Source organism: Streptococcus oralis (assembly GCF_023110055.1).
In the GTDB taxonomy this organism is placed as follows: domain Bacteria; phylum Bacillota; class Bacilli; order Lactobacillales; family Streptococcaceae; genus Streptococcus; species Streptococcus oralis_BY.
The window spans coordinates 415,554-440,540 of the sequence record NZ_JALDVG010000001.1 but is presented as its reverse complement, the minus strand read 5'-3'; the positions used below and the strand labels follow the sequence as shown (position 1 = coordinate 440,540).

At 40.6% G+C, this 24,987-nt stretch carries 24 protein-coding genes; all 24 read right to left on the bottom strand.

The features are described 5' to 3' along the window. The gene (gene leuC / locus M1G01_RS02110; protein WP_247931053.1) at window positions 1-1,383 is read right to left on the bottom strand and encodes a 3-isopropylmalate dehydratase large subunit; all 1,383 of its coding nucleotides are present in this window, start codon (window positions 1,381-1,383) and stop codon (window positions 1-3) included. Window positions 1,384-1,386: 3 nt separating this feature from the next. Beyond that, the gene (locus M1G01_RS02105; protein ID WP_247931052.1) at window positions 1,387-1,656 is read right to left on the bottom strand and encodes a DUF1294 domain-containing protein; all 270 of its coding nucleotides are present in this window, start codon (window positions 1,654-1,656) and stop codon (window positions 1,387-1,389) included. Then, window positions 1,653-2,690 (bottom strand): 3-isopropylmalate dehydrogenase, encoded by a 1,038-nt coding sequence (leuB, locus tag M1G01_RS02100; RefSeq protein WP_247931051.1) that lies wholly within the window; start codon window positions 2,688-2,690, stop codon window positions 1,653-1,655. The genes M1G01_RS02105 and leuB overlap by 4 nt, the downstream gene beginning before the upstream one ends. 11 nt (window positions 2,691-2,701) lie before the next feature. Then, complete coding sequence (locus M1G01_RS02095; RefSeq protein ID WP_247931050.1) at window positions 2,702-4,264, bottom strand: 2-isopropylmalate synthase; 1,563 nt, start codon at window positions 4,262-4,264, stop codon at window positions 2,702-2,704. 314 nt (window positions 4,265-4,578) lie between these two features. Further along, window positions 4,579-5,235 (bottom strand): MmcQ/YjbR family DNA-binding protein, encoded by a 657-nt coding sequence (locus tag M1G01_RS02090; protein WP_247931049.1) that lies wholly within the window; start codon window positions 5,233-5,235, stop codon window positions 4,579-4,581. Between the two features lie 43 nt (window positions 5,236-5,278). Continuing rightward, window positions 5,279-5,911 carry a copper homeostasis protein CutC gene (locus tag M1G01_RS02085; RefSeq protein ID WP_247931048.1) on the bottom strand — a complete coding sequence of 211 codons (633 nt, stop codon included), beginning with the start codon at window positions 5,909-5,911 and terminating at the stop codon, window positions 5,279-5,281. Window positions 5,912-6,004: 93 nt separating this feature from the next. After that, window positions 6,005-6,364 (bottom strand): YbaN family protein, encoded by a 360-nt coding sequence (locus tag M1G01_RS02080; protein WP_247931047.1) that lies wholly within the window; start codon window positions 6,362-6,364, stop codon window positions 6,005-6,007. 107 nt (window positions 6,365-6,471) lie between these two features. Next, complete coding sequence (gene topA / locus M1G01_RS02075) at window positions 6,472-8,559, bottom strand: type I DNA topoisomerase (protein WP_247931046.1); 2,088 nt, start codon at window positions 8,557-8,559, stop codon at window positions 6,472-6,474. Window positions 8,560-8,676: 117 nt separating this feature from the next. Continuing rightward, a complete protein-coding gene (gene dprA, locus M1G01_RS02070; RefSeq protein ID WP_247931045.1) occupies window positions 8,677-9,525 on the bottom strand; it encodes a DNA-processing protein DprA in 849 nt (282 codons plus the stop codon). An 81-nt stretch (window positions 9,526-9,606) separates the two neighbouring features. Further along, the gene (locus M1G01_RS02065; protein WP_247931044.1) at window positions 9,607-10,230 is read right to left on the bottom strand and encodes a hypothetical protein; all 624 of its coding nucleotides are present in this window, start codon (window positions 10,228-10,230) and stop codon (window positions 9,607-9,609) included. Window positions 10,231-10,374: 144 nt separating this feature from the next. Further along, window positions 10,375-12,198 (bottom strand): translation elongation factor 4, encoded by a 1,824-nt coding sequence (lepA, locus tag M1G01_RS02060; protein WP_001047157.1) that lies wholly within the window; start codon window positions 12,196-12,198, stop codon window positions 10,375-10,377. Between the two features lie 78 nt (window positions 12,199-12,276). After that, a complete protein-coding gene (locus M1G01_RS02055; RefSeq protein ID WP_247931043.1) occupies window positions 12,277-13,005 on the bottom strand; it encodes a metallophosphoesterase family protein in 729 nt (242 codons plus the stop codon). Beyond that, entirely contained in the window at window positions 13,006-14,673 is a 1,668-nt protein-coding gene (gene recN, locus M1G01_RS02050) for a DNA repair protein RecN (protein WP_247931042.1), read from the bottom strand. A 6-nt stretch (window positions 14,674-14,679) separates the two neighbouring features. Continuing rightward, window positions 14,680-15,111 carry an arginine repressor gene (locus M1G01_RS02045; protein ID WP_084881777.1) on the bottom strand — a complete coding sequence of 144 codons (432 nt, stop codon included), beginning with the start codon at window positions 15,109-15,111 and terminating at the stop codon, window positions 14,680-14,682. Then, window positions 15,104-15,919, bottom strand: coding sequence for a TlyA family RNA methyltransferase (locus tag M1G01_RS02040; protein WP_084881776.1), 816 nt, complete (start codon window positions 15,917-15,919; stop codon window positions 15,104-15,106). The genes M1G01_RS02045 and M1G01_RS02040 overlap by 8 nt, the downstream gene beginning before the upstream one ends. Continuing rightward, window positions 15,912-16,787, bottom strand: a complete 876-nt coding sequence (locus tag M1G01_RS02035) for a polyprenyl synthetase family protein (RefSeq protein ID WP_247931041.1) — start codon at window positions 16,785-16,787, stop codon at window positions 15,912-15,914. Before M1G01_RS02035 ends, M1G01_RS02040 begins: the two co-directional genes overlap by 8 nt. Further along, window positions 16,784-16,996 (bottom strand): exodeoxyribonuclease VII small subunit, encoded by a 213-nt coding sequence (locus M1G01_RS02030; protein ID WP_061420846.1) that lies wholly within the window; start codon window positions 16,994-16,996, stop codon window positions 16,784-16,786. The genes M1G01_RS02035 and M1G01_RS02030 overlap by 4 nt, the downstream gene beginning before the upstream one ends. Then, entirely contained in the window at window positions 16,974-18,314 is a 1,341-nt protein-coding gene (gene xseA, locus M1G01_RS02025; protein ID WP_084881775.1) for an exodeoxyribonuclease VII large subunit, read from the bottom strand. Before xseA ends, M1G01_RS02030 begins: the two co-directional genes overlap by 23 nt. Window positions 18,315-18,442: 128 nt before the next feature. Then, window positions 18,443-19,081 carry a uridine kinase gene (udk, locus tag M1G01_RS02020; RefSeq protein ID WP_001181376.1) on the bottom strand — a complete coding sequence of 213 codons (639 nt, stop codon included), beginning with the start codon at window positions 19,079-19,081 and terminating at the stop codon, window positions 18,443-18,445. Between the two features lie 113 nt (window positions 19,082-19,194). Further along, complete coding sequence (gene truB / locus M1G01_RS02015) at window positions 19,195-20,073, bottom strand: tRNA pseudouridine(55) synthase TruB (RefSeq protein ID WP_247931040.1); 879 nt, start codon at window positions 20,071-20,073, stop codon at window positions 19,195-19,197. A gap of 19 nt (window positions 20,074-20,092) precedes the next feature. Beyond that, window positions 20,093-21,178, bottom strand: a complete 1,086-nt coding sequence (locus tag M1G01_RS02010; protein WP_084920717.1) for an AAA family ATPase — start codon at window positions 21,176-21,178, stop codon at window positions 20,093-20,095. After that, window positions 21,179-21,979: a hypothetical protein gene (locus M1G01_RS02005; RefSeq protein WP_084920715.1), complete on the bottom strand. Its 801-nt coding sequence runs from the start codon at window positions 21,977-21,979 to the stop codon at window positions 21,179-21,181. Window positions 21,980-21,988: 9 nt separating this feature from the next. After that, window positions 21,989-23,659, bottom strand: a complete 1,671-nt coding sequence (locus M1G01_RS02000; protein WP_247931039.1) for a hypothetical protein — start codon at window positions 23,657-23,659, stop codon at window positions 21,989-21,991. A gap of 7 nt (window positions 23,660-23,666) precedes the next feature. After that, a complete protein-coding gene (locus M1G01_RS01995) occupies window positions 23,667-24,941 on the bottom strand; it encodes a DUF2130 domain-containing protein (protein WP_200730037.1) in 1,275 nt (424 codons plus the stop codon). Between the last annotated feature and the right edge of the window lie 46 nt (window positions 24,942-24,987).

Sequence of the window (24,987 nt, the reverse complement as noted above, 5' to 3'; positions counted from 1 at the left end):
TTACTGGGCCTCTGGCATTTGCCGAACATCTACAAAGCGCCCTGCGATAGCTGCCGCAGCTGCCATGGCTGGACTGCAAAGATGGGTCTTAGCGCCAAATCCCTGTCTATCTTCAAAGTTACGGTTACTGGTTGAAGCACAGTGGACACCATCAGGGACCTTGTCGGGATTCATTCCTAGACACATGGAGCAACCTGGGTCTCTCCACTCAAAGCCAGCATCCAGAAAGACCTTGTCCAAGCCCAACTTCTCAGCCGCTCGTTTCACAGGACGAGAGCCTGGAACTACAATTGCTGTTAGATTGGGAGCTATTTTCTTTCCTTTGACAAATCGCGCGGCCAGTTGTAAATCGCTGAGACGAGCATTGGTACAAGACCCGATAAAGATATAGCCTAGTTCAATATCTGCTGGCTTCTGACCAGGCTCCAAGTCCATGTAATGATAAGCTCGTTCATCATTCATATCCTTAATTTCTGGGAAGCTACTGTCAAAGTCAACCCCCATAGCAGGATTGGTTCCCCAGGTCACCATAGGAGCCAAGTCTGAGACATCCATCCGGATAAGCTTATCATAAACAGCATCCTCATCGCTGACAAGCGTCTTCCAGTCAGCAACCGCCTCTTCGAAATCTTCTGGAACACATTCTCGTCCCTTGAGATAGTCAAAGGTGGACTGATCTGGATTCATAATGCCCATTTTAGAGCCAAACTCGATGGACATATTGCAGATGGTCATGCGCTCTTCCATGGTCAAAGCATCAATCGCTTGTCCACGATATTCCACCACATAGCCTACACCACAAGCAACGCCGTACTTGGCAATTAAGGCTAAAATGTAATCCTTAGAATAAACTCCTTTTTGAGGAACACCAGTGAATTCTACTAGCATTTTCTTAGGTTTGACCTGCCAGAGGGTCTGGGTAGCAAAGACATGCTCGACCTCACTGGTCCCAATCCCAAAGGCGATAGCTCCGAAAGCTCCGTGAGTAGCCGTATGGCTGTCTCCACAGACGATGAATTTTCCTGGTTGCGTCCGTCCTGTTTCTGGACCTACCATGTGAACGATTCCCTGCTTTTCAGAACCATGGGCAGCATGTTCAATCCCAAACTCCTCAACATTTTCAGCAAGCTTATCAATTTGAGCCTTAGAAATCACATCTCGAATATCGTAGATATTGACAGTTGGTACATTGTGGTCAAAGGTCCCAAATGTCAAGTCTGGTCGTCTCAATCTGCGACCTGCATCTCGTAATCCTTGAAAAGCTTGGGGACTGGTCACTTCATGAATATAGTGCTGGTCCACATACATGAGTTGGGGCTGCCCCTCTTCTCCTATGATGACATGGCGGTCCCATAGTTTATCAAAAATCGATTTTCCTGCCATCCATTACCTCCAAATGAAATATAGGGCTACTAGTGTGGTTACCATGCCAAGGAACCAAACCGTTTTAAAATACCATTTTCGAGTCTTGTGATGAAAGGTCATTCCTGCTAGCCATGCACCAAAACCACCACAGAAAAGTGCTATCGTCAAGAGAATCTTCTCTGGGATCCGCCAAGCACCTCTCCTTGCCTTGGATTTGTCGATTCCATAAATGATGAAAATTATGACATTCCAAATCAAGAGGGTAAGCGTGATTCCTTCATTTATCTTCATAGTCTTTCAATGATGGCTTCCGTCATTTCCTTGGTAGAAGCCTTTCCTCCTATATCTCTCGTTAAAATTCCTGCTGCCAAACTGGCTTCTACAGCATGCTCGATACGCTCTGCATCCTCATAACGTCCAAAGCTGTCTCTCAGCATCATGGCAACTGACAAAATCATAGAGATAGGATTGGCAATTCCTTGACCTGCAATATCAGGTGCCGAACCGTGAATAGGTTCATAAAGACTTGGGCCTTTTTCAGAATGACTGGCTGATGGCATGACGCCAAGTGTGCCTGATAAAACGCTTGATTCATCAGATAAGATATCTCCGAAAAGATTTTCCGTCACGATGACATCAAACTTGGCAGGATTGGTAATCATAAGCATGGCAGCTGAGTCCACCAACTGGTGTTCCAAGGTCACATCTGGGAAATCCTGAGCGACTTCCTCAGCTACTCTCCGCCAGAGTTTTGAAGTCGCTAGAACATTTTGCTTATCGATACTAGTAACGATTTTTCTCCGACTTCTTGCGATTTCAAAGGCTTTGCGAATGATCCGCTCTACTTCCTCATAGCTATAGTCGTTGATATCACGTGCTTTGCGCTCTTCAAGGATATGATCCCCAAAGTAGATACCACCTGTCAACTCACGCACCACGACAAAGTCTACACCAGCAATTCGTTCCGGTTTGAGTGGTGACAAATGCTTGAGACTGTCAAAAATCTTTACAGGGCGAATATTGGCATAGAGATTGAGTTCCTTACGAAGAGCTAGCAAGCCTTGTTCAGGCCGAATCGCTGCCCCATCATACTGAGGACTACCGATAGCCGCAAGGAGAATAGCATCTGCTTCTCTACATGCCTTGAGGGTTTCATCAGGTAAGGGATGCCCCGCAGCATCAATACCTGCACCTCCAAAAGGGCATCTATCTATCTCATAGTCAAAACCTGTTTTTGAAGCTAGAGCTTCTAGAACTGCTAAACCAGCTTCCATGATTTCTGGACCGATTCCATCCCCTGCTAGAGCTACTATTTTCTTTGTCATAGCCTTCTCCTTTACACACTAGGCATGTCTCGGTAGGAAACGCTGCGCCCCATCTCACCTGCATTCTCTTTTTGAACAAAAGTATTGGCATTGATATAAGCAATAGCTGAAGCCTTTAACACATCGAAATCAAGACCTGCTGCGTTAAAGATGGTTTCTGTATCTCTGTTTTCAACAGTGACCAAAACCCGAGCCTGGGCATCGATACCATCTGTTACCGCATCGATGGTATAGGACACCAAGCGGACTGATTGGTTAAAGAACTTATCGATAGCGTTAAAGATCGCTTCAACAGAACCTTGCCCTGTCGCATTGAATTCGACTTTCTCACCATCCATGTTGGCTAGACTAACAAGCGCTTCAATTTCATTGTCTGCATGGGTTTGAAGTTGCAAATCATCAAAGTGGAAACCTTCTGGATTTTCAACCATGGTTCCAGCTACCAGAGCTCGAATATCTGCATCTGTGATTTCTTGTTTCTTGTCTGCCAGAGCCTTGAACTTAGCAAAGAGTGGTTTGATATCCTTTTCTGTAAAATCTAGGGCTAATTCTCTTAGTTTTTCAACAAAGGCATGGCGACCAGACAATTTTCCAAGCGGAAGACTATTGCTCTTAACACCGACCAATTCAGGTGTGATGATTTCATAAGTGAGAGGATTTTTAAGGACTCCATCTTGGTGAATACCAGACTCGTGAGAGAAGGCATTACCACCAACCACAGCCTTGTTTTTAGGAACTGGAATACCAGAGAAGCGAGAAACCATTTCAGACGTATTCATTGTTTCATCCAAAACAATATCACTAGTTGCTTGGAAGAAATCCTCACGAATCTTCAAAGCAACAGCTACTTCTTCAAGAGCAACATTACCTGCGCGTTCACCGATACCATTAATAGTTCCCTGGACACGTCCAGCACCGTGTTTAATTGCTGTCAAAGTATTTGCAGTTGCCATACCGAGATCATCGTGACAGTGGACACCAAAGACAACTTTATGATCTGATTTAATATTTTCAGTCAAGTGATCAAAAATACGTGCAAACTCTTCTGGAGTCGTAAAGCCAACTGTGTCAGGGATATTGATATAAGATGCACCTGCATCGACCGCTGTTTGAACGACTTGTAAGAGGAAATCCAACTCTGTTCTAGTCGCATCTTCAGGAGAGAATTCGACGATTTCAAACTTAGAACGAGCATAAGAAACATGTTCCTTGATAGCTTCTAAAATCTCTTCCTTGCTCTTATTGAGCTTATACTTACGGTGAATCGGACTGGTAGCGATAAAGACATGAATTTGGGGATACTTGGCATCCTTAAGCGCCTCATAACAAGCATCAATATCAGATTTTACAGAACGAGCTAATCCTGTCACTGCTGTTTTTTTCATGGCTCTAGCAATTTCTTGAACGGCTATAAATGAATCTGGACTAGCAGCCGGAAAACCAGCTTCAATTACAGAAATTCCCCATTTCTCCAGCTGTCTTGCAATGGAAACTTTTTCCTTTATTGAGAAGTTAACACCAGGTGTTTGTTCCCCATCACGAAGGCTTGTATCAAAAAATTCAACTTTACGCATAAGATTTCCCCTTTTCCAAATGTGGTTCTAAAAAAACATCTCGCTCAGAAGCCCAAGCGAGATGTTGATTTACTCCCGCTTGGTAAGCCAAACAGGACTAATGCTTTTGCACTAGCCCGAGTACCTCAACAACAAAGCAAATTGATTAAACTTAGCTGTTTTCATGTTTGACTTTCTCCTTCGTTTGATGTCTTGTTAAGTATTTTAGCATAGGAAAAATCTCTTGTCAAGAAAAAATCCAATATTTTCTGAAAATTTCTTCAGTAAAGAATATTTTGCTAATTGAAAGTATTTGAAAAAACAAGGTAATTTCCTTACTTTTTCAAAGTCAAATTCCAACTGATTTCTAGCAAATCAAGAACGTCATCATCCGGTAAACTATCATCAAGCGCCAGACTAAGCCAGTAGCGTTTGTTCATATGAAAGGCTGGATAAATGCCTTTTTTTGAAAGCAGGTCAGCTACTTGGTCGTGTTTGAGGTTGACTGCTTCGACTAGCCCTTCTCTCCCCTTTTCCAGCTTATCCCATGGGATTCTCATCAAAACAGCATACCACTTTTGATTGCCTTCATGTCTTAACACTGCTGTATCAGGAGACTTTTCCCACAGATACTCCAACTGATTACCATGCTTTTCCTGAACTTGAGCCATGATACGCTTAGTCTGAGGACAGATAAAATCCTGTACATCAAAGCAAGCCTTCCGAATCTGGTAGAGAATCTCCAAACAAGCCTCACGGACACTTCCGACAAAACTTCCCCGCATACTTTTCATGTGTACTTGAGGATAGAGGTCACCCGTTTCCTGGTCAAAAACAAGAAAACTCACATTATCAGGAGTGATAGAGACTGTCATGACAAAATCACCCTGCAAAATCTGGCAACTGTAGCTCCAGACTTCCCCATTTTCCACAAAACCATAGGCATGAGCTTTTTCTTTATTAAACTGATAGGATTTAAAAATTTCAAACATAAGTGAAAACTGCTACCAAAAGCTAGCAGTTCCTTTCTATTTTTTAAAAGACAACCTTAGTTCCATGCAATTGTGTCACACCCAGCTGGTCGATAAAGGTTTGACGGTTGTCCAAGTCAATCCCTCCGCCTGGTAAGATTTCAATTTTACCTTTAGCATGTTCCAAAATTCTGTGATAATGAGCAAAACGTTTCTCTAGCGAGTCTCCAGACACACCAGCACGAGTTAAGATGCGAGTGACACCGGCTTGGCTGAGCCAGTCAATGGCTTCCAACTGGTCTTCATCACTTAATTCATCAAAGGCCATGTGAAAGACAATTTCCATTCCTTTAGATGCGGCAATCAGCTTCTCAAGATTAGGCTTATCTAACTTTTTATCAGCAGTTAATGTCCCAAATACAACCCCTTGACTTCCAGCCTGTGCAGTCAAACGAATGTCTTCTAGCATGATCGCTATTTCAAGATCAGTATAGACAAAGTCGCCACCGCGGGGACGAATCATAGTCATGATGGTGGTGTCGTAATTAGCTGCCAATTCAACCGCTGCCTTGGTCACTCCATAGCTAGGTGTTGTTCCTCCTACAGCTAGATTATCACAAAGTTCGATTCGACGAGCTCCAGCCTGCATCGCTTTTTCAAGCAAGGTCACATTTTCAGCACAAAATTCGTAAATCATTTGATTCTCCTTGATGTTTTCTTTGAATTTATTATATCATATTATTTTAAATAGGCTTTCATTTTTATCAAGGCAAATAACTACTATTTTTATCTATTCTTTGTCAGGAATGACTTTAAAGAGATAGTAGGTGATAAAGATAGTCAAGGCTCCCAGACCGATTTTGACTGGCAAAAGAGGGGCAAAATAAATAGAAATCCCCATCAAGATATAGATAGATACGATGATTTTTTTCTTTCGTTCTCGCGCAATAGACTTGGTCTCGCGAAAGTCCGCTACATAGGTCTGATAAAGCTTTGTATGATATAGCCAGTCTTCAAAACTCTTAGAAGATTTTGAAAAGCAAGCGATAGCTAATAAAAGAAAGGGAGTTGTTGGTAAAAGTGGTAGGACAACTCCAATAACAGCTAAAGCCAGTGAAATAAAGCCAATACAGAGATAAATGATACGCATGATTTCTCCTAGATAAATTACTCTTCCTCTAGTTTCGCATACAAGGGGGAAATTTGTCAAGCATCAACAAAAAAAGAGCCTGAAATTCATTTTCAGGACTCTGCATTTTATTTAATTTTTTCCTCTTCGTAGTCGCCATTACTACATACAACCTGCTTGCCACCACCACGGACTTTTTTCTCCACAAGGAAGTGTCCGCATTTTGGACAGTCACGGCCAATTGGTTTGTCCCAGGAAGTAAACTCACATTCTGGATAGCGATTGCAACCATAGAAGATACGATTGCGCTTGGTTTTTCGTTCGATGATTTGTCCTTGATGACAGCTTGGACACTCGACACCAATCTCCTTAACAATCGCTTGTGTATGACGGCAGTCTGGGAAATTACTACAAGCATAGAATTTACCAAAACGACCGAGCTTAATCACCATTGGACTGCCACAAACCTCACAGTCAAATCCAGCTGGCTCATCCTTGATTTGAATTTTTTCCATTTCAGCTTCTGCCTTGGCCACTTCTTTAGAGAATGGTTTGTAAAAGGCGTCAATGACCCGTTGCCACTGCTCTTTACCAACTTCGACATCATCCAGTTTTCCTTCCATTTCAGCTGTGAAGGTCACATTTACGATGTCTGGGAAATATTCAACGATGAGTTTATTGACAATTTCTCCCAACTCTGTTGGTTCAAAACGTTTAGCTGCAAGACGAACATAATAACGTTTCTGAATGGTTTCAATGGTTGGAGCGTAGGTTGACGGACGTCCAACCCCATTTTCCTCCAAGGTCTTGATAAGAGTCGCTTCCGAATAGCGAGCAGGTGGTTGAGTGAAATGTTGTTCTGGCTTGCTATTGACCTGTTTGACCACATCTCCTACTGACATATCTGGCAACATTTTGTTCTTGTCAGAGTCATTGTAGATAGCAAGATAACCATCAAACTTAACTTGGCTTCCATTTGCCGCAAACTGAACCCCATTTTGAGATAGCTTAACAGCCATGGTGTCAAAGATAGCGCCTGTCATCTGGCTAGCCACAAAACGGTTCCAGATAAGAGTATAGAGCTTGAGCTGGTCTTTGTCCAAGTACTTAGCGATGCTTTCTGGTGTGTTAAAGACACTAGATGGGCGAATGGCTTCGTGGGCATCTTGAGCACCTGAGGCATTCTTGACCTTGCTACCATGCTTGGAATACTTGCTACCAAAGCGGTCGTTAATATAGCTTGCTGCTTCGTTCTGAGCCACAGGACTGATACGAGTCGAGTCTGTACGCATATAGGTAATCAAACCTTGCACGCCCGATCCGATATTGATCCCTTCATAGAGCTGTTGGGCTACCATCATAGTCTTTCGAGTACGGAAATTGATTTTGTTAGCCGCATCCATCTGCATGGTTGAAGTCGTATAAGGTAGGGGCGCATTGCGTTTGCGTTCTTTCTTATCTACCTGGTCTACTGTGAAATCTTTACTAGTCAAATGGGACAAGACTTCTTTGACCTCTTCATTGGTGGTCAATTTCATCTTTTTGCCATTCATACCATAGAAAGAAGCCTGAAATTGCTTGGTTCCCTTTTTAAAGACACCATCAATTGTCCAGTATTCTTCTGGTTGGAAGGCATTGATTTCATTTTCACGGTCAATGATGAGCTTAAGGGCAACAGACTGCACGCGTCCTGCTGATAAGCCCTTCTTGACCTTTTTCCACAAAATAGGCGAAATCGAATACCCTACCAAGCGGTCTAAGACACGACGAGCTTGTTGGGCATCGACCAAGTCCATGTCAATCTTGCGAGGTTCTTTAAAGGCATTTTTTACTGCGTCCTTGGTGATTTCATTAAAGACTACACGGTTGGCATCATTCTCATCCAAGTTGAGAATGTGAGCCAAATGCCAGGAAATTGCTTCTCCTTCACGGTCCGGGTCACTCGCCAGAAAGACTTTATTGGCCTTTTTAGCTTCTTTTTTTAAGTCATTGATGAGAGGACCTTTTCCTCGGATATTGATATACTGTGGTTCATAGTTATTTTCAATGTCGACTGACATACTGGATTTCTTCAAATCACGGATATGCCCGACACTGGCTAAAACCTTGTAATTTCTGCCTAGGTATTTCTCAATCGTTTTCGCTTTAGCAGGCGACTCCACGATGACTAGATTTTTCTTAACTGTTGATTTTTTCTTCTTTGTTGCCGTAGCCACACTATCACACCTTTTCAAAGTAATAAACTTTATAAAGTGTAAACCATTTTTCTATAGCTGTCAAGACCTAAGTCCTATATATAGAAGAAAAGTTTATCTGAGTGAACAAATTTCTCCTTAAAATTCAAACTCAGCCAACACATCTTGACCGCTGGAAATCAGCTTTGCTCCCTCTTGAATCAGGTGGTGACAGCCATCTGAATGCCCATCTAAAATGTTTCCTGGAATGGCAAAGACATCACGCCCTTCTTCCATAGCTCGCTCACAAGTAATAAGACTACCAGAACGCATCCTTGCCTCTGCTACAATGACCCCTCGACATAGTCCTGCTATGATTCGATTACGAGCTGGAAAGTGAAATTTCAAGGGTTCCTCACCAGGTCCGTACTCGCTAAGTACCAAATGGTGATTGCCAATGTGTTCCTGCAAACGTTTATTGGCTCGGGGATAAAAAACATCTAATCCTGTTCCAATCACAGCAATCGTTCTCCCTCCATTCTGGAGCGCAGCCATATGGGCAGCGGTATCAATTCCTTTGGCCAAGCCGCTGACCACGATTAACTCGTTTTCCAAGCCTTGGATAATTTTCTGAACCGACTTTGCTCCCTGACTCGAACATGAACGACTCCCTACAAGAGCAACCTTTGGAAATTTCAATAAGTCTAGATTTCCTTTATAAAATAAGAGAGCTGGAGGGTCATAAATCTCACTCAGATCCCAAGGATAACAGTCATCAAGAATAGAAAAGGATGGAAATTTCTGAAACTCCTTCTCCAACTGTGCATCATCTATCTGGAAATAGCGTTCCATAAAGACAGCAGGATTACGACACCCAGATATTTCTGCAATATCACCTAGCAAGAGCTCCTGATCTACAGTCTCGTCGTATTCAAGAACTGTTAAAATTTGTTGATTGCTCAGCCCAGCTTTTCTCAATTTGTAAATCTCATAGTTTGTGATCTTCATATACAACTCCATTTCTTTTTCTACTCATCTATCTATTCGTAAAAAAAATAAAAAGAAGACCAAGGATCTTCTTTTTTTCATTTATTCAGCTTTAGTAGTTGACCAGCTACTTTCAACCATCGGTAAGATTGTTTTTAAAGTTTCCCCATCCCCTTCAAGTGAAACATAGCGGATTTTACCATCATTTGATCGGAAAACCCAGGTAACGAGGTATTTCCCTGACTTAGCAATTGCATTGACAACATAGGCTTCATAGCCTCCAATGGTCGATTTGGAGCCCCAAACCTTACTGAAATCAGAGCTTTGTTCTTTGGAAGTCAAAATACTAGATGAGACAGTCACAACATCCAGTTTAGTATATTCTTCTTCGCTGATATTGAACTGCTCAGCCTTGAAGGTATTCAGCGTAACAATGTTGATATCTGTTCCATCACTATACTGTATATCATTTCCACCTTCTACTTCATGGAATCGAACCCATGATTTGGGTACCTTGACAAATCCATATTCATTCGAACCGATGATTTGCGTCTCTTCCTTTTTCGCTTCAGAAACAGCAGAGCTAGAGCTACTCGTTTCCTGACTGCTAGAAGAACTAACAACTGTAGACGAACTTTCATCGGTTGCTGTTTGCGATTTATTGGAGCATGAAGCTAAAAAAGCACTAATAGTAACAACAGTACCTAAAATTAATAATTTTTTCATCCTACCACCTTTCCATCTGCATTATAAGAAAAATAAGGACTTCTGTCAAATTCTAACCTAATCTATTCTGTTAGTTTGCGATTTTATAGCTCACATTTAAAGCAAAAACTCTTGAAAAATCTTCAAGAGTTTTATTTTATAATTCTATTCTTCATCCATGCTTAAGACGCTAAGGAAGGCTTCTTGTGGGACTTCTACTGATCCGATAGCTTTCATCCGTTTCTTACCAGCTTTTTGTTTTTCAAGGAGTTTGCGTTTACGAGAAACGTCACCACCGTAACACTTGGCAAGTACGTTCTTACGAAGGGCCTTGATATCAGTACGAGCCACGATTTTGTGCCCAATAGCTGCTTGAATTGGTACCTCAAACTGTTGACGAGGGATGATTTTCTTGAGCTTATCCACGATGAGTTTCCCACGTTCGTAGGCAAAATCCTTGTGAACGATAAAGCTGAGGGCATCCACCTTGTCCCCATTGAGAAGGATATCCATTTTGACCAGTTTAGATGGACGGTACTCTGACAATTCGTAGTCAAAACTTGCATAACCACGCGTCGAAGACTTAAGCTTATCAAAGAAGTCAAAGACGATTTCAGCAAGTGGAATTTGATAGATAACATTGACACGATTATCATCAATATAATCCATAGTCACAAAGTCCCCACGTTTACGCTGAGCTAGTTCCATAACTGCTCCGACAAACTCCTGTGGTACCATAATCTGAGCCTTGACATACGGCTCTTCAATGGTCGCGATCTTGGTTGGGTCTGGAAATTCAGAGGGGTTAGACACATCCATAGATTCACCATCAGTTTGGTTAACCTTGTAGATAACTGACGGAGCTGTCATGATGAGGTCGATGTTGAACTCACGCTCTAAACGCTCTTGGATAACATCCATATGGAGAAGTCCAAGGAATCCACAACGGAAACCAAATCCCAGCGCCTGAGATGTTTCTGGTTCAAACTGCAGGCTGGCATCGTTGAGCTGCAATTTTTCTAGGGCTTCACGTAGGTCATTGTACTTGTTTGATTCGATTGGGTAAAGACCTGCAAAGACCATCGGATTCATCTGCTTGTATCCATCTAGGGGCTCTGTGGCAGGATTGCTTGCTAGAGTCACTGTATCACCCACACGAGTATCTTGAACCGTCTTGATAGAAGCCGCAATATAACCAACGTCACCTGTGGCTAAGAAATCACGCCCGACTGCTTTTGGAGTGAAAATTCCAACCTCAGTAACGTCAAATGTCTTGCCATTGCTCATGAGCTGAATTTTATCGCCAGGTTTGACAACTCCATCCATGACACGAACTTGGAGGATAACCCCACGATAGGCATCATAAACTGAGTCAAAAATTAAGGCTTTTAATGGAGCTGAAACATCACCAGTTGGAGCTGGTACTTTTTCAACAATTTGCTCAAGAATCTCTTCAATACCAATACCAGCTTTGGCTGAAGCTAAGACTGCTTCGCTGGCATCCAGTCCGATGACATCCTCAATCTCCGTACGCACGCGCTCTGGATCAGCTGCTGGAAGGTCAATCTTGTTAATGACGGGCAGGATTTCCAAATCATTGTCCAATGCTAGATAAACGTTGGCAAGAGTTTGTGCCTCAATTCCTTGTGCAGCGTCAACTACCAAAATCGCCCCTTCACAGGCGGCTAGCGAACGTGAAACTTCATAGGTAAAGTCCACATGCCCAGGTGTGTCTATCAAGTGGAAAATATAGGTTTCACCATCTTTTGCAGTATAATTCAGCTCAATGGCATTGAGTTTAATGGTAATCCCACGTTCACGCTCAAGATCCATACTATCCAAAAGCTGGGCTTGCATTTCACGACTAGAAACCGTCTCCGTCTTTTCCAAAATGCGGTCTGCTAGGGTTGATTTCCCATGGTCAATATGGGCGATAATAGAGAAGTTTCGAATCTTCTCCTGTCGTTTTTTCAAATCTTCTAAGTTCATGATGCTCTTCCTTTCAGGGTATCTATTAATTATAAATTGTTTTTAACATTTTGACAAGACCATACCCTGCTAGGAGTACTAATCTTCGGCAATAAAGCCATCATTTTCGATAAAGTAGTGTTCGGTCATTCCTTGGTCTGTAAAGATGATTCCATGAAGGACACCACCATAGACAGCTCCTCCATCCATACCAATCTTGCCATCCTCTGTTATCCAAAGCTCAGCTGTACCTCGGTCTTGCTTGAGCAAACCATAAACCGGTGTATGCCCAAAGACAATGGTTTTTCCAGTATGATTTTCAGCTTCGTGGAATGGTTTTCTGAGCCAGACTTTCTTGTAATCTGTTGTTTCATGCCAATCATCCAAAGTTAAATCAATACCTGCGTGAACAAAGATATATTTGTCTGTCTCTACCACAAATGGCATTTGACGAATAAATTCGACCAAGTCTGCCGCTTCAGTCGCAACACGCTTGGCATCTTCTACGCCATCAACTGGTGCATCCAAGGGACGACCTAAAATTGAGTTAATGGTTGTATCACCACCATTGCGACGATAATGGTCATAGCTTTCTTCTGGGTCATCGAGCCAAGTCAGAAACATATACTCATGATTACCTGATAAACAAATAGCTCCTTGATTGTCGACCAAGTCTTTGACCATTTCTAGAACACGGCGACTGTCTTCACCACGGTCAATCAAATCTCCTAGAAAGAGCAACTGAGTTTGACCATCCCAGGTCTTGAGCAGATCTTCTAGCATACCTGCTTTCCCGTGAACATCTCCAATTACATAATAGTCCGTCATTTATTTCTCCCTCGTTTGCAATAATTCTCTCGCTTGGGTAAGGGCTGCTTCTGTTACATTCTCTCCTGCTAACATCTTAGCAACTTCCTCTACTCGTTCTTCTAAAGTCAAGAGACGAACTGTCGATACTGTTGAATGTTCGTCACTAATCTTTTCAATAAAGAATTGGTAATCTGCAATCGCAATTACTTGCGGTAGGTGAGAAATAGCTAAAACCTGACCATGTTGGCCAATCTTGTGAATCTTCTGCGCAATAGCTTGGGCAACACGACCTGAGACTCCTGTATCCACCTCATCAAAGACAATACTAGTCTTACCTTCCTTACGAGAAAAGGCAGACTTAATAGCTAGCATGAGACGAGACAATTCCCCACCAGATGCAACTTTGACCAAGGGCTTAAAGTCCTCACCTGGGTTGGTGGAAATGTAAAATTCGACTGCTTCATTTCCTTCACGGCTGAACTTACTCTTACTAAAGCGAACCTGAAATTGAGCCTTCTCCATATAGAGATCTTGCAATTCTTGCTTAATCTCGGCTTCAAGCTGCTGGGCCAAATCATGGCGAGCAGATGCAAGCTGACCTGCCAAATCAACAAGATTAACTTCCAATTTCTTGAGTTCTGCTTCCATATCTTCGGAAGAAAGATTATTTCCAGTCAAGAGATTGTACTCATCCGTAATCTTGGCAAAATAAAGCAGGACATCGTCCACAGTTCCACCATACTTGCGGGTAATAGTATTTATAAGGTCTAAGCGATTTTCAACCTGCATGAGACGATTGCCATCAAAATCCAAGTCATCAATAATATCTTCCAAACGCTTGGTAATATCTTCTAAAACATAGTAGGTTTCTGATAGAGAACTTGAAATTTCACGGTATTCAGGGTCATACTCTTCGACACTTTCCATGTCATTCATGGCTGAACGGACATTAGCAAGACTGGAGAATTCCTCATTGTCTAACATGCTATAGGCATTGGTTAGCGTATCCGCAATATTTTTATGATTGAGGAGTTTATCTCGTTCTTGGTTGAGAACCAAGTCTTCACCAGCCTGCAAGTTTGCAGCCTCAATCTCTGCCATTTGAAATTCCAACATCTCAATACGAGCCTTGTGTTCCTGTTGGTTTTTCTTGACTTCCAAAACCTGCTTACGCATTTTGCGATAGGCATCAAAGCTCGTCTGATAGGTCTCCTTCAAGTCCAAGAAAGCAGCATCACCAAACTCATCCAACATCTGGATGTGCAGTTGAGGACGCATTAACTCCTCTTGGTCATGCTGACCATGGATATCCACAAGGTGTTGCCCAATAGCACGCAAGACAGAAAGATTGACCATCTGACCATTCACGCGACTAACACTACGACCATTTTGCAAAATTTCCCGGCGGATGATGATCTCATCGCCCAATTCTAAACCTTGCTCATCAAAAAGTTCCTGTAAAAGGCGACTGTTTTCAACCGAGAAAAGCCCCTCAATCTCTGCCTTTGGCGCACTGTGGCGAATAACGTCTGTCGTTGCACGAGCCCCCAACATGAGATTCATAGCGTCGATAATGATAGACTTTCCAGCACCCGTTTCCCCGGTCAAAACAGTCATACCCTTTTCAAAATTGAGCGAAATCGCCTCAATAATGGCAAAGTTTTTTATCGAAATTTCAAGTAACATACTGACCTACCATTTTTTGACTTGTTCAACAATTTCTTCAGCTGCCTCTGCTGTTCTAGCTACAATTAAGATAGAATCATCATCAGCTAGACAGCTAAAAATCTGTTCAGGAAATGCTTCGACCAACTGACTCTTCACAAAAATAGTATTTCCAGGAATGACAGCAAGGTTGATCATATTTCCCATTAACTCAGAACTCACAATATTGTCCTCAGCTAACTGCAAGCTTTTGACGATTGATTTTGGCAACTCATAGATATAGGTGTTGTTCTTCAAAGGAATTTTAACAATCCCAAGCTCCTTGATGTCCCTTGAGACAGTGGCTTGGGTAGCAGAAATACCTGCTTCCTTCAAGTACTCAACAATTTCTTCCTGAGTCCCGATCTGGTAATCCGTAACAAATCTTCTAATTTTTTCAAGTCTCTCTTTTTTATTCATCTTTAAATTCTCTATGTGCTCTCTCTACAACTTTTTCTATTTCAGGGGCAACTTGATTACTTGCTCCCTCTTCCTTTTTCAAATACGCCAGAAATTCGATGTTTCCATGTCCTCCTTGGATTGGTGAATAGTCTAATCCAAGCACTGAAAAACCTTGTTCAACCGCCATAGCAGTGACAGATTCAAGGACAGTTTGATGAACCTTGGCATCGCGAATGATTCCATTTTTCCCAATCTGCTCACGACCTGCTTCAAACTGGGGCTTAACCAGAGCTACAATTTGACCTTGATCAGCCAAGACACGGTGCAAAGCAGGCAAAATCAGACTGAGGGAAATAAAACTCACATCAATACTGGCAAAGCTCGGTTCCTGCTCAAAGTCAGTCTTTTCAGCATAACGAAAATTAAACTGCTCCATGCTGACAACCCGTGGGTCTTGGCGCAATTTCCAAGCCAACTGATTGGTACCAACATCGACTGCAAAGACCAACTCAGCACCATTTTGCAACATGACGTCAGTAAATCCTCCAGTGGAGGCCCCAATATCAATCGTGGTTGCGCCATCCACTGATAAATCAAAGACCTGCAAAGCCTTTTCCAGTTTTAGACCACCTCGACTGACATACTTGAGTTTTTCACCCTTGAGTTTTAGTTCAGTATCATCTGGGATTTTCTCTCCTGGTTTGTCAAAACGCTCCCCATTAAGGACTGCTACGACTAGACCAGCCATGACACCACGCTTGGCTTGTTCACGCGTTTCAAACAAGCCCTGTTTATAAGCTAGTACATCCACTCTTTCCTTAGCCATTGATTCTCAAACTTTCTACTACTTTCACAATCGATTCTATCTTGAAGGGAACCTGTTGGGCAATTTCTTCTAATTTTACATTAGCTTGATCCAGAGTTTGGTTACAAAAGGCAATCGCCTCTTCCAAGCCCAACAAGGCTGGATAGGTTGACTTTTCTGCCTGCAAATCCTTTTGTGGAGTCTTCCCGATTTCCTCAAAACTAGCGGTCATATCTAACACATCATCCCTGACTTGAAAGGCAAGGCCAATCAATTCACCAACCGTTTTCAATTTTGCTTGGATTTCTGGTGCTAATTCAGCTATGATAGCAGCTGCTTGAAAGGGATAAGCTAGCAATTTTCCAGTTTTATTAGCATGAATGGTCTGGAGTTCTTCCAAGGACAAATGCTGGTGTTCGCCTTCCATATCTAAAACCTGACCTGCAACCATTCCCAGACTTCCTGAAGCAAGGGATAGGTTGGCAATCAAGACCACCTTGATCTGACTTGGCAAATCCGCCTGCGCTATTAAGGCATAGGGATCTAGGAACAAGGCATCTCCTGCCAATATTGCCATCGCTTCGCCAAATTTCTTATGATTGGTCAAGCGTCCACGACGATAATCGTCATCATCCATAGCAGGAAGGTCATCGTGAATCAAGCTCCCTGTATGAATCATTTCCAAGGCCGCGGCCACCTGCGCGTGAGCAGGTTTAATAGCGACCTGCAAGGCTTCCAGAACTTCTAACAAGAGAAAAGGCCGAATACGCTTGCCACCAGCATGAATGGAATAGAGAACGGACTCTCGCAAACTAGAGGCAAACTGCTGGTCTCCATAAAAATCTTCCAAAGCAGACTCGACAAGAGCTAATTTTTCTTGCTTCTTCATTCAAAATCACTTTCTGTCCCGTCTTCTTGCATGACCTTGACTAAGGTCTTTTCAGCCTTGTCCAACGTCGCTTGGAGCTCTTTTGACAAGACCATGCCCTTTTGAAAAGCAGCAATCGCATCTTCCAAAGCAATTTCACCGTTTTCCAAACTTTGGACAATGGTCTCTAGTTCTACTAGATTTTCCTCAAATTTCTTTTGTTTTGACATCTTTAACCTCTAATTCTACTTGACCATCTCGCATCAAAAGCATCACTTGGTCTTTTTTATTCAACATCTCAACAGAATCGACTACGGACTCTTCTTTTTTGACAATTGCATAACCACGCGCTACGATTCGACTGGTATCCAACATCAGCAGAGCTTCTGAAAGTCGCTTGACTTCAGCGACCTTGGCATCATAAACCAGCGCCATTTGGCTACGTAGGAGCTTGTCCAACTGACCTAAACGGTCTTGATAACGCTGGATTTTGGTTATAGGTGATAATTGGACTAGTTGATGCGTCCTTGCTTGGACTAACTGTTTATTATCAGAAATCCGTGTTCGCAAACTTTGTTTTAATCGCAGTTGTAGTTGATCTAACCGTTGCAAATATCCATCGTACAAGCGCTCTGGCTGTCTAAAGATGACTGACTGACTGCATTTTTTCAGAGCTTCCTTTTTTCTTGACAGTACATTCTGAACTGCTGTCGCCATCCGCTTTTCTTGATTTTGCAAATGAGTCAGAAGATCCAACTTGGTTACAGGTGTTGCCAGTTCAGCTGCAGCTGTTGGCGTTGCAGCACGGCGATCAGCTACAAAGTCCGCCAAGGTCACATCTGTCTCATGACCAACACTAGAGATGACTGGCAAACGGGATTCAAAAATAGCCCGTACCACGATCTCTTCGTTAAAAGCCCAGAGATCCTCAATGGAACCCCCACCACGACCAATGATGAGAATATCTAGGTCCTCACGTTGATTGGCACGCGCAATATTTCGAGCAATTTCCTCCGCAGCTCCATCACCTTGTACCTTAGTCGGATAGAGAAGGATATCAACACCTGGAAAGCGTCTGCTGACAGTCGTGATGATATCTCGAATAACAGCTCCACTACGACTGGTCACCACACCGATCCGCTTAGCAAACTGGGGAAGAGGTTGCTTGAAACGTTCTTGAAACAGACCTTCTTCTGTCAATTTTTTCTTGAGTTGTTCAAACTGAATCGCGAGCGCCCCAACCCCATCAGGCTCAGCTTTTTCAATGATGATAGAGTAGCTACCGCTCGGTTCATAGATTTGCACACGCCCAATCACATTGATTTTCATTCCCTCTTCCAAGTCGAAACCTAATTTTTGATAAATCCCAGACCAGATGGTCGCTTGAATGACTGCATGATCATCTTTTAAGGAGAAATATTGGTGAGTAGGTCGTTTACGAAAGTTGGAAACTTGACCAGTTAAATAGACCCGTTCCAAGTAAGGGTCTTTATCGAATTTCATTTTCAGATACTTGGTCAAAGTTGTTACCGATAAATACTTTTCCATCTCCACCTACTATTCATTTTCTTGCTTTTCCATGGGTATTATTATACCAAAAACATGCTTAAAAATCACCTTTTTCCTACTGAAACTAAAGGAAAAATAGAAAAAGGAGGCATGGCCTCCTCATCTGATTATTTGCTATTTCGTGCTTCTTCCAAAATCTTTGCAATCTTGGTCGTCAAAAGGTCAATAGCAACGGTATTACTGACCCCTTCAGGAATGACAATATCAGCATAACGCTTGGTCGGCTCGATAAACTGGTGGTACATAGGTTTTACCACACCAAGATATTGGTCAATCACACTATCCAGACTACGACCACGCTCTTCCATATCACGCTTGATACGACGAATAATGCGCACATCATCATCCGTATCCACAAAAATCTTGATGTCCATCAAATCGCGCAAGCGCTTGTCCTCCAAGACCAGAATCCCCTCAACGATAAAGACATCCTGAGGCTCCTGACGATAGGTCTTGCTACTTCGTGTGTGCTCTGTATAGTCATAAGTTGGGATGTCCACCGGGCGCCCTGCCAACAATTCCTTAATCTGCTCAATCATCAAATCTGTATCAAAGGCAAATGGATGGTCGTAGTTGGTTTTGACACGCTCTTCAAAAGTCAAGTGAGACTGATCCTTGTAGTATGAATCATGCTCAATCATGGAAATCTTTTCATCAGGAAAGTGAGATAAAATGGCTCTTGAAACACTGGTCTTACCACCACCAGAACCACCTGTCACTCCGATAATGATTGGTCTATTTTGCATGCTATCCTCCGTTTTTTTATCTGTCGTCTATTCTATCATATTTTTTTCAAAATTTATAGTCTGATTTTGGATAGATTATGGGTAACAATTCAAATCCCTACATCTCAGTTAGACTAGATAAAAACCTTCCTTGGTTTGTAAAGTTCACCCCGTTTTTCAAGAATGGCTAGCAATTTTTCTCCTTCAAAGGCAGCCAATTCTTGATCTGTTTGGTCTAACTCGATAAAACGACCAAAACGTACTTCTGTAGCCTCTTCTGGACTTAGGAAAACTTTAACAAGGTCCCCTGTTCCAATCTCAAGAGGATGGAGAAAGTCCAGTTGCCCTGCCTCCATTTTTTCAGTAATTTCTTCCAAGGTCAAGGCATCTTCTAGCTGTAAACCGGCTGCACTAGTCCGTGTCAAATGGGACATATGAGCTGCATAGCCCAGCTTCTCTCCCAAGTCAACAGATAAGGTACGGATATAGGTTCCCTTACTGCATTTTACACGAAAAGTAAAGCGTGCAAGATGACCTTCATAAGAGATCGGACTTGTCCGTTCCAATTGATAAATAGTCACCTGACGTTTTGGACGCTCCACTTCCTGACCAGCACGCGCATACTCATAGAGCTTGCGACCATTAACCTTGACAGCCGAATACATAGGTGGAATCTGAGTAATAGTCCCAGTCAGGCTGACAATCGCTTCATCGACAATGGTTTCATCCAAAGGAGACAAAACGGGAGTCTCTGCGACCACTTCCCCACTAGCATCCTCAGTCGTCGTTGAATAACCTAGAGTGATTTCCCCCTCATAGACCTTACCCTCATCCTGCATGAACTCGACCATGCGGGTCGCCTTGCCCACCGCAATAGGCAAAACACCCACCACATCCGGATCCAAGGTCCCACCATGACCAATCTTCTTGGTTCCCAAAATCTTACGCAGCTTAAAAACCGCATCATGCGAAGTCATCCCCGCTTCTTTCTTTAAGTTGATAATACCGTTCATTTGTTGCTTTCTAATTCATTCATGAAATATCTTCTTCAAGAATTGTAATATAATTATCTTTTGTAATAAAAGATAGTGTGGCTAATCTTATTGCTTGGTTCATAATTATCCGGTCAAATACATTCCTTACAAACCGCCCATTTGCATTTTTATTTTCAGGATTGCTACTATGTAATTCTAAATATTTTTTTAATTTTTCTTTTGCAGAATCATGCAAAATGTACTCTTCATTTTTGCAATATGAAAGAAAAATATCAAACATTTGGTTCACAGTATAATCTTCAAACGTAATAAAATAATTAAATCTTGATTTTAACCCAGGATTAGATTCAAAAAATTTTTTCATCAATTCATCATATCCAGCAACAATAACCACCAAATCATCACGATAGTCTTCTAATGCTTTGGTTAACTCAGTTAAACACTCTCGACCATAACTATCACTTTTATCGTTTTCAGTAATACTATATGCTTCATCTATAAACAATACACCACCTTTGGCTTTTTGTATCAATCTCTTAACTTTCGAAGCCGTCTGTCCTTGATATTCTGCTATTAAGTCTGTTCTACTTGCCTCTATAAAGTGACCTTTACTTAGTATTCCTAATGAACGATACATATTCCCAACGATTCTAGCCACAGTAGTTTTACCGGTACCTGGATTACCTAAAAATGCCATATGCATAGTTCTATTTGTTTTTTTAAGACCGATTTTTTCTCTACTTTGTTGAACTCTATTAAATGCGACTAGATCTTCAATCTCTTTCTTCACATTTTCTAAACCTATTAATGATTTTAAATCATTAGCTAATACTTCAAATGATTTATTATTTGTTTCTTTCAAAATCAAATAATTTGTATCAATAACTCTAGAACCAAGATATTTATACAATAATTCCAAAATGCCAGTTTGCTTTTCTTTGATTTTAGAGAATGTCTCCTTACTTGTTAAGTTTCCTAATCGTTTTATAAATTCTAACTCAGCATTTTTAACATTATCAACTATATCTTGGAGAATTATTTCTAATTCATAAGTACTATTTGTTAAATCATCAATTTTCTTCACTTCAGACTTTAACAGTTTTAAATATGTTTCACTAATCATCTACATTCCTTTAAATAACAGAATTACTACTATTAGAGCGAATAAGATTCCTAAGGCATAGAATCCTTTCCTAAGGAAACTAATCTCTTTTTGTTTTTCCTCTAATTCAGTTTGAAATTTCTCGACTGTTAAAGTAAGATTTTTACTTTCGTCTATTAATCGAACATTCATCTTATCTACGTCGTTTTTCAGTTCATTTTGTGTTTCTTTAACTTGTAAATGCAAATCGTTAAAACTATTTTCTATTTTCACTAATGATTTTAGTTTCGCTTTTAAACTATCAATTTCAATTTGAATTTCACTTTGCTTCTCTTCAAGTTGTTCTAACTCTTCTAGCTTTTTATGATGTTTCTTCAATATTTCAATTAAATCTTTATTCTGTTTAAAAACATCATCTAATAGTTTTTTATTACCTGTTTGATATTCTTCTATCTCGTGCAATCCTTGTATAGCTTTATTATTTGCCTCTTTGGCTGCAATCAAAGATTCTGAAATTCTTTTAATATAGTCATCATCTAATATTTGAAATGTTTCGTAAATGGTATTAAATTCCTGAATAATTTTTTTAATATGCTTGTTTTGTTCAATCATTTTATTTTGAACAGCATCAGTGAGAGCATTTAAATCCTTACCAGTAACATCATATTCCGTGTTAATAAATCCAAACATAAGATTATCTTGGGGGACAGTTGGTAAATCTGATTGTTCTGGAATTTCTTCACTAAAAGCTTTCAACGCTTCTTTTTTCTCATTAAATCTTTCAGACTTTGCTAAAACCTGAATCTCTAATTCTTCTGACATAACATTCTCCTATAATAAATCATTTAATGCACTTTGCATTTCTTCAAGTTCATTTTGCTTTTCATCAAAGTACATTTCATTAGCTAATAATCGTTGTTTAAAATTAATCTTTGAATTAGAAAACTCCTCTTGAACATTATCAAGTAGTTCTCTTAGTTTTTGATGATTCTTAGCCATCTTACTGAAGATATCATTTCTCTTAACAGCAACATTCTGCTCAGCAACAAAAATTTGAATATCCTGAATTCTTAGCAATTCGTTCTTCTTATTAGCTTGTTGCTTTTGATTTTCCTCAATTAATTTTTTTGAAATAAATTGATCAAGTCCGTTAATGATTATCGCTCCCAAGATTCCAGTTAGTAAACTTGCAAAGAACATCCCTAAAATATTAGCAAGTGTTCCTAGAAGTTTTATTTCAAAAGTCATACCTGGTATCTTATTTAAGAACTGTTCAAAATATTCTCCTAAAAACAGCGCTCCTACAGCAACTAAACCAGAAGTAATAATTTTTGAAATATGAGCTATCTTAATTGCTGTAGAATGTGTTTGATTTTCAGGGTTAGATAAATAAGAAATGCTTTCTCTGATTGAACCAAATAATTGTTTAATCAAGTTTGGAAGTTTTTGTAATTTCTGGTTAAATGCACCAATAATTTCTCCAACAATGCTTCCAACAAAACTATCTACACCCACTTTAATAAAATCTTTAATTTTACCAAAAAATGAATGAAGAGCTTTTTTCATTTCCTCCATAAATGTATCAAAAGATTGTTTTCTTGCTTTAAAATACCTCACTAAAGCATTCATTATTTCTTTTAGCATTCCAAATAGTGCTGCAACAAACATAGCTTTTATAGCATCTTTACCTGCCTTGTTCGCTATTCTTACAGGAGCTTTTTTGGCTATATCTTTATTGATAGCTTTCTTTGCTTTTTTCTCAACCTTCAGCATCTTCTGTGAATCAGCTGCTAATTTATCATTTAATCTTTTATTATTTTCAGCTTTAAGATTTCGTTTTTCGGCATCTGAGATATTCATCTTATCTATTTTTTCATTTGCTTTTTTAACTTGTTCTCTAAGATTTTTTTCTCTTAGTTCCCTATTTTTTATGTAATCGCTATTAGATTTTGCGCCTTTACTTTTATTGAGTGATTCGTTTGTTACAGCAAAATTTTCTGATTTGTTTGCTAAATCCGCAGTTTCTATATCAGCAATCTTTCTCCAAGAATTTTCAAAAATTTGTTTACGTGCTACAACGTGATCTAAATTAGTTTTTTCATTTACTTTTAAAGTTTTTCCAGTATATTCATCCTTTAAATTTCCAGATTTTTGCTTTTCTTTCATAGCATTATTTGCATCAGTATACCTTTTATCTTTCATTATTTTAGCACCCTCTTCTTTTGTATAACCATTAGGATGTTTATCGTTATACTGCTTAAGAAGCGTGTCACTTGTCATATCTAAACCAATTTGATTCGCAAATTGATCCCAGATTTCATCTAAAATAACATCTCCTAATTTATCTGGTGAACTAATCTCTTTACATTCTAGTTCTAATTTTTCGAGATTAGAAAACTCCATTGTAAATTGCTGTTCCAATAGTTCTTCTAATTCGTCATAGTTTATATTTTTAGACTCATCTACTTCTTCAGTACCCAATACTAATAATTCATTTTCCACTGCTTTCTCACTCCCCCTTCAACGCTTCAAACTTCGCTTTCATAGTTGGATTTTTTCGGGTCAATTTTTTAACCGAAACATCTTCCAATTTGTTATTAGCGAGGCGGAGTTGGTTTTCAGATGTAGTAAGGAACTTCTTGACCTCTTCCATGCGTTTGATAGCCTTGTCGATTTCATCAATAGCTTTACCAAAGTTGGTCGAAGCGGAGTTATAGTTCTTGGCAAAAGCTACTTTAAAGGCATCCAAGTCTTCTTCAAAATGAGTAATATCGATATTCTGTTCACGGACAAGTGCCAACTCTTGCTTGTATTTTAGGGAATTAAGCGCTGCATTACGCAAGAGACCAATCAACTGGATAAAGAACTGAGGACGGACCACATACATCTTTTCATACTCGTGACTGACATCGACAATCCCTGTGTTAAAGTAATCGTTATCTGCTTCTAACATGGTCACCAAAACAGCATACTCACAGTTCTTCTCCCGACGGTCCTTGTCCAATTCCTTGTAAAAATCTGCATTCTTATGCTTTTTCTCCGTCCCATCCGCTTCGTTTTTCATTTCAAACATGATAGAAATGATTTCGACTCCATTTTCATCACACTCACGGAAGATAAAGTCACCCTTAGACCCACGTGCAGAGACCTTGTTATCCTTCTCAAAGTAGGCATTTGGAAAGGCAAAACTACGAACCTTGTTAAACTCACTCTCTGCATACTGTTCCAGACTTTCACCGATTGCCTTGGTAGATTGTTGAGCTTTGAAATTCTTGTAAAATTCGACTTGTTCACTAGCTGCCTTAAGTTGGGCTTCGTAATTCTGCTTAACGGAAGCCAAAGATAACTCATTTTCCTTTTCTTGCAAGAGAAGCTGATTTTTAACTTGATCCCGTTCTTTTTCTAGGTCAGAAAGGGTCTTTTGCAATTGATTTTCATACTCTAAACGCAAGGTCGCCAATTGGTTTTCCAAGGCCTGTACTTCCTTGTCCTTAGCCAATAGGGCCTCATGGCTTGTCCGCTCAACTTCTTTCTTGGCCAATTCTTTTTCTGTATCAAAGTTTTGGATTTGACTCTGTAATTGCGCAATTTCTTGATCCTTCTGAGCCAGTTTAGTCTGTTGTTCATTCATAGCCTTTTGCTCAGCCAAGGCCAGCTCCTGCTTCATGCGATCGTGCAATTCCTTATCAAACTCAGCCGTTCTCACTTGGGATAAAAGTTCGGCATACTGGCTCTCATTTACTGTAAAGACTTCCCCACAGTTGGGACATTTGATTTCGTTCATAACTTTCCTCTTTCTAGACTTCTGTAACCATTATATCATGCCTGAG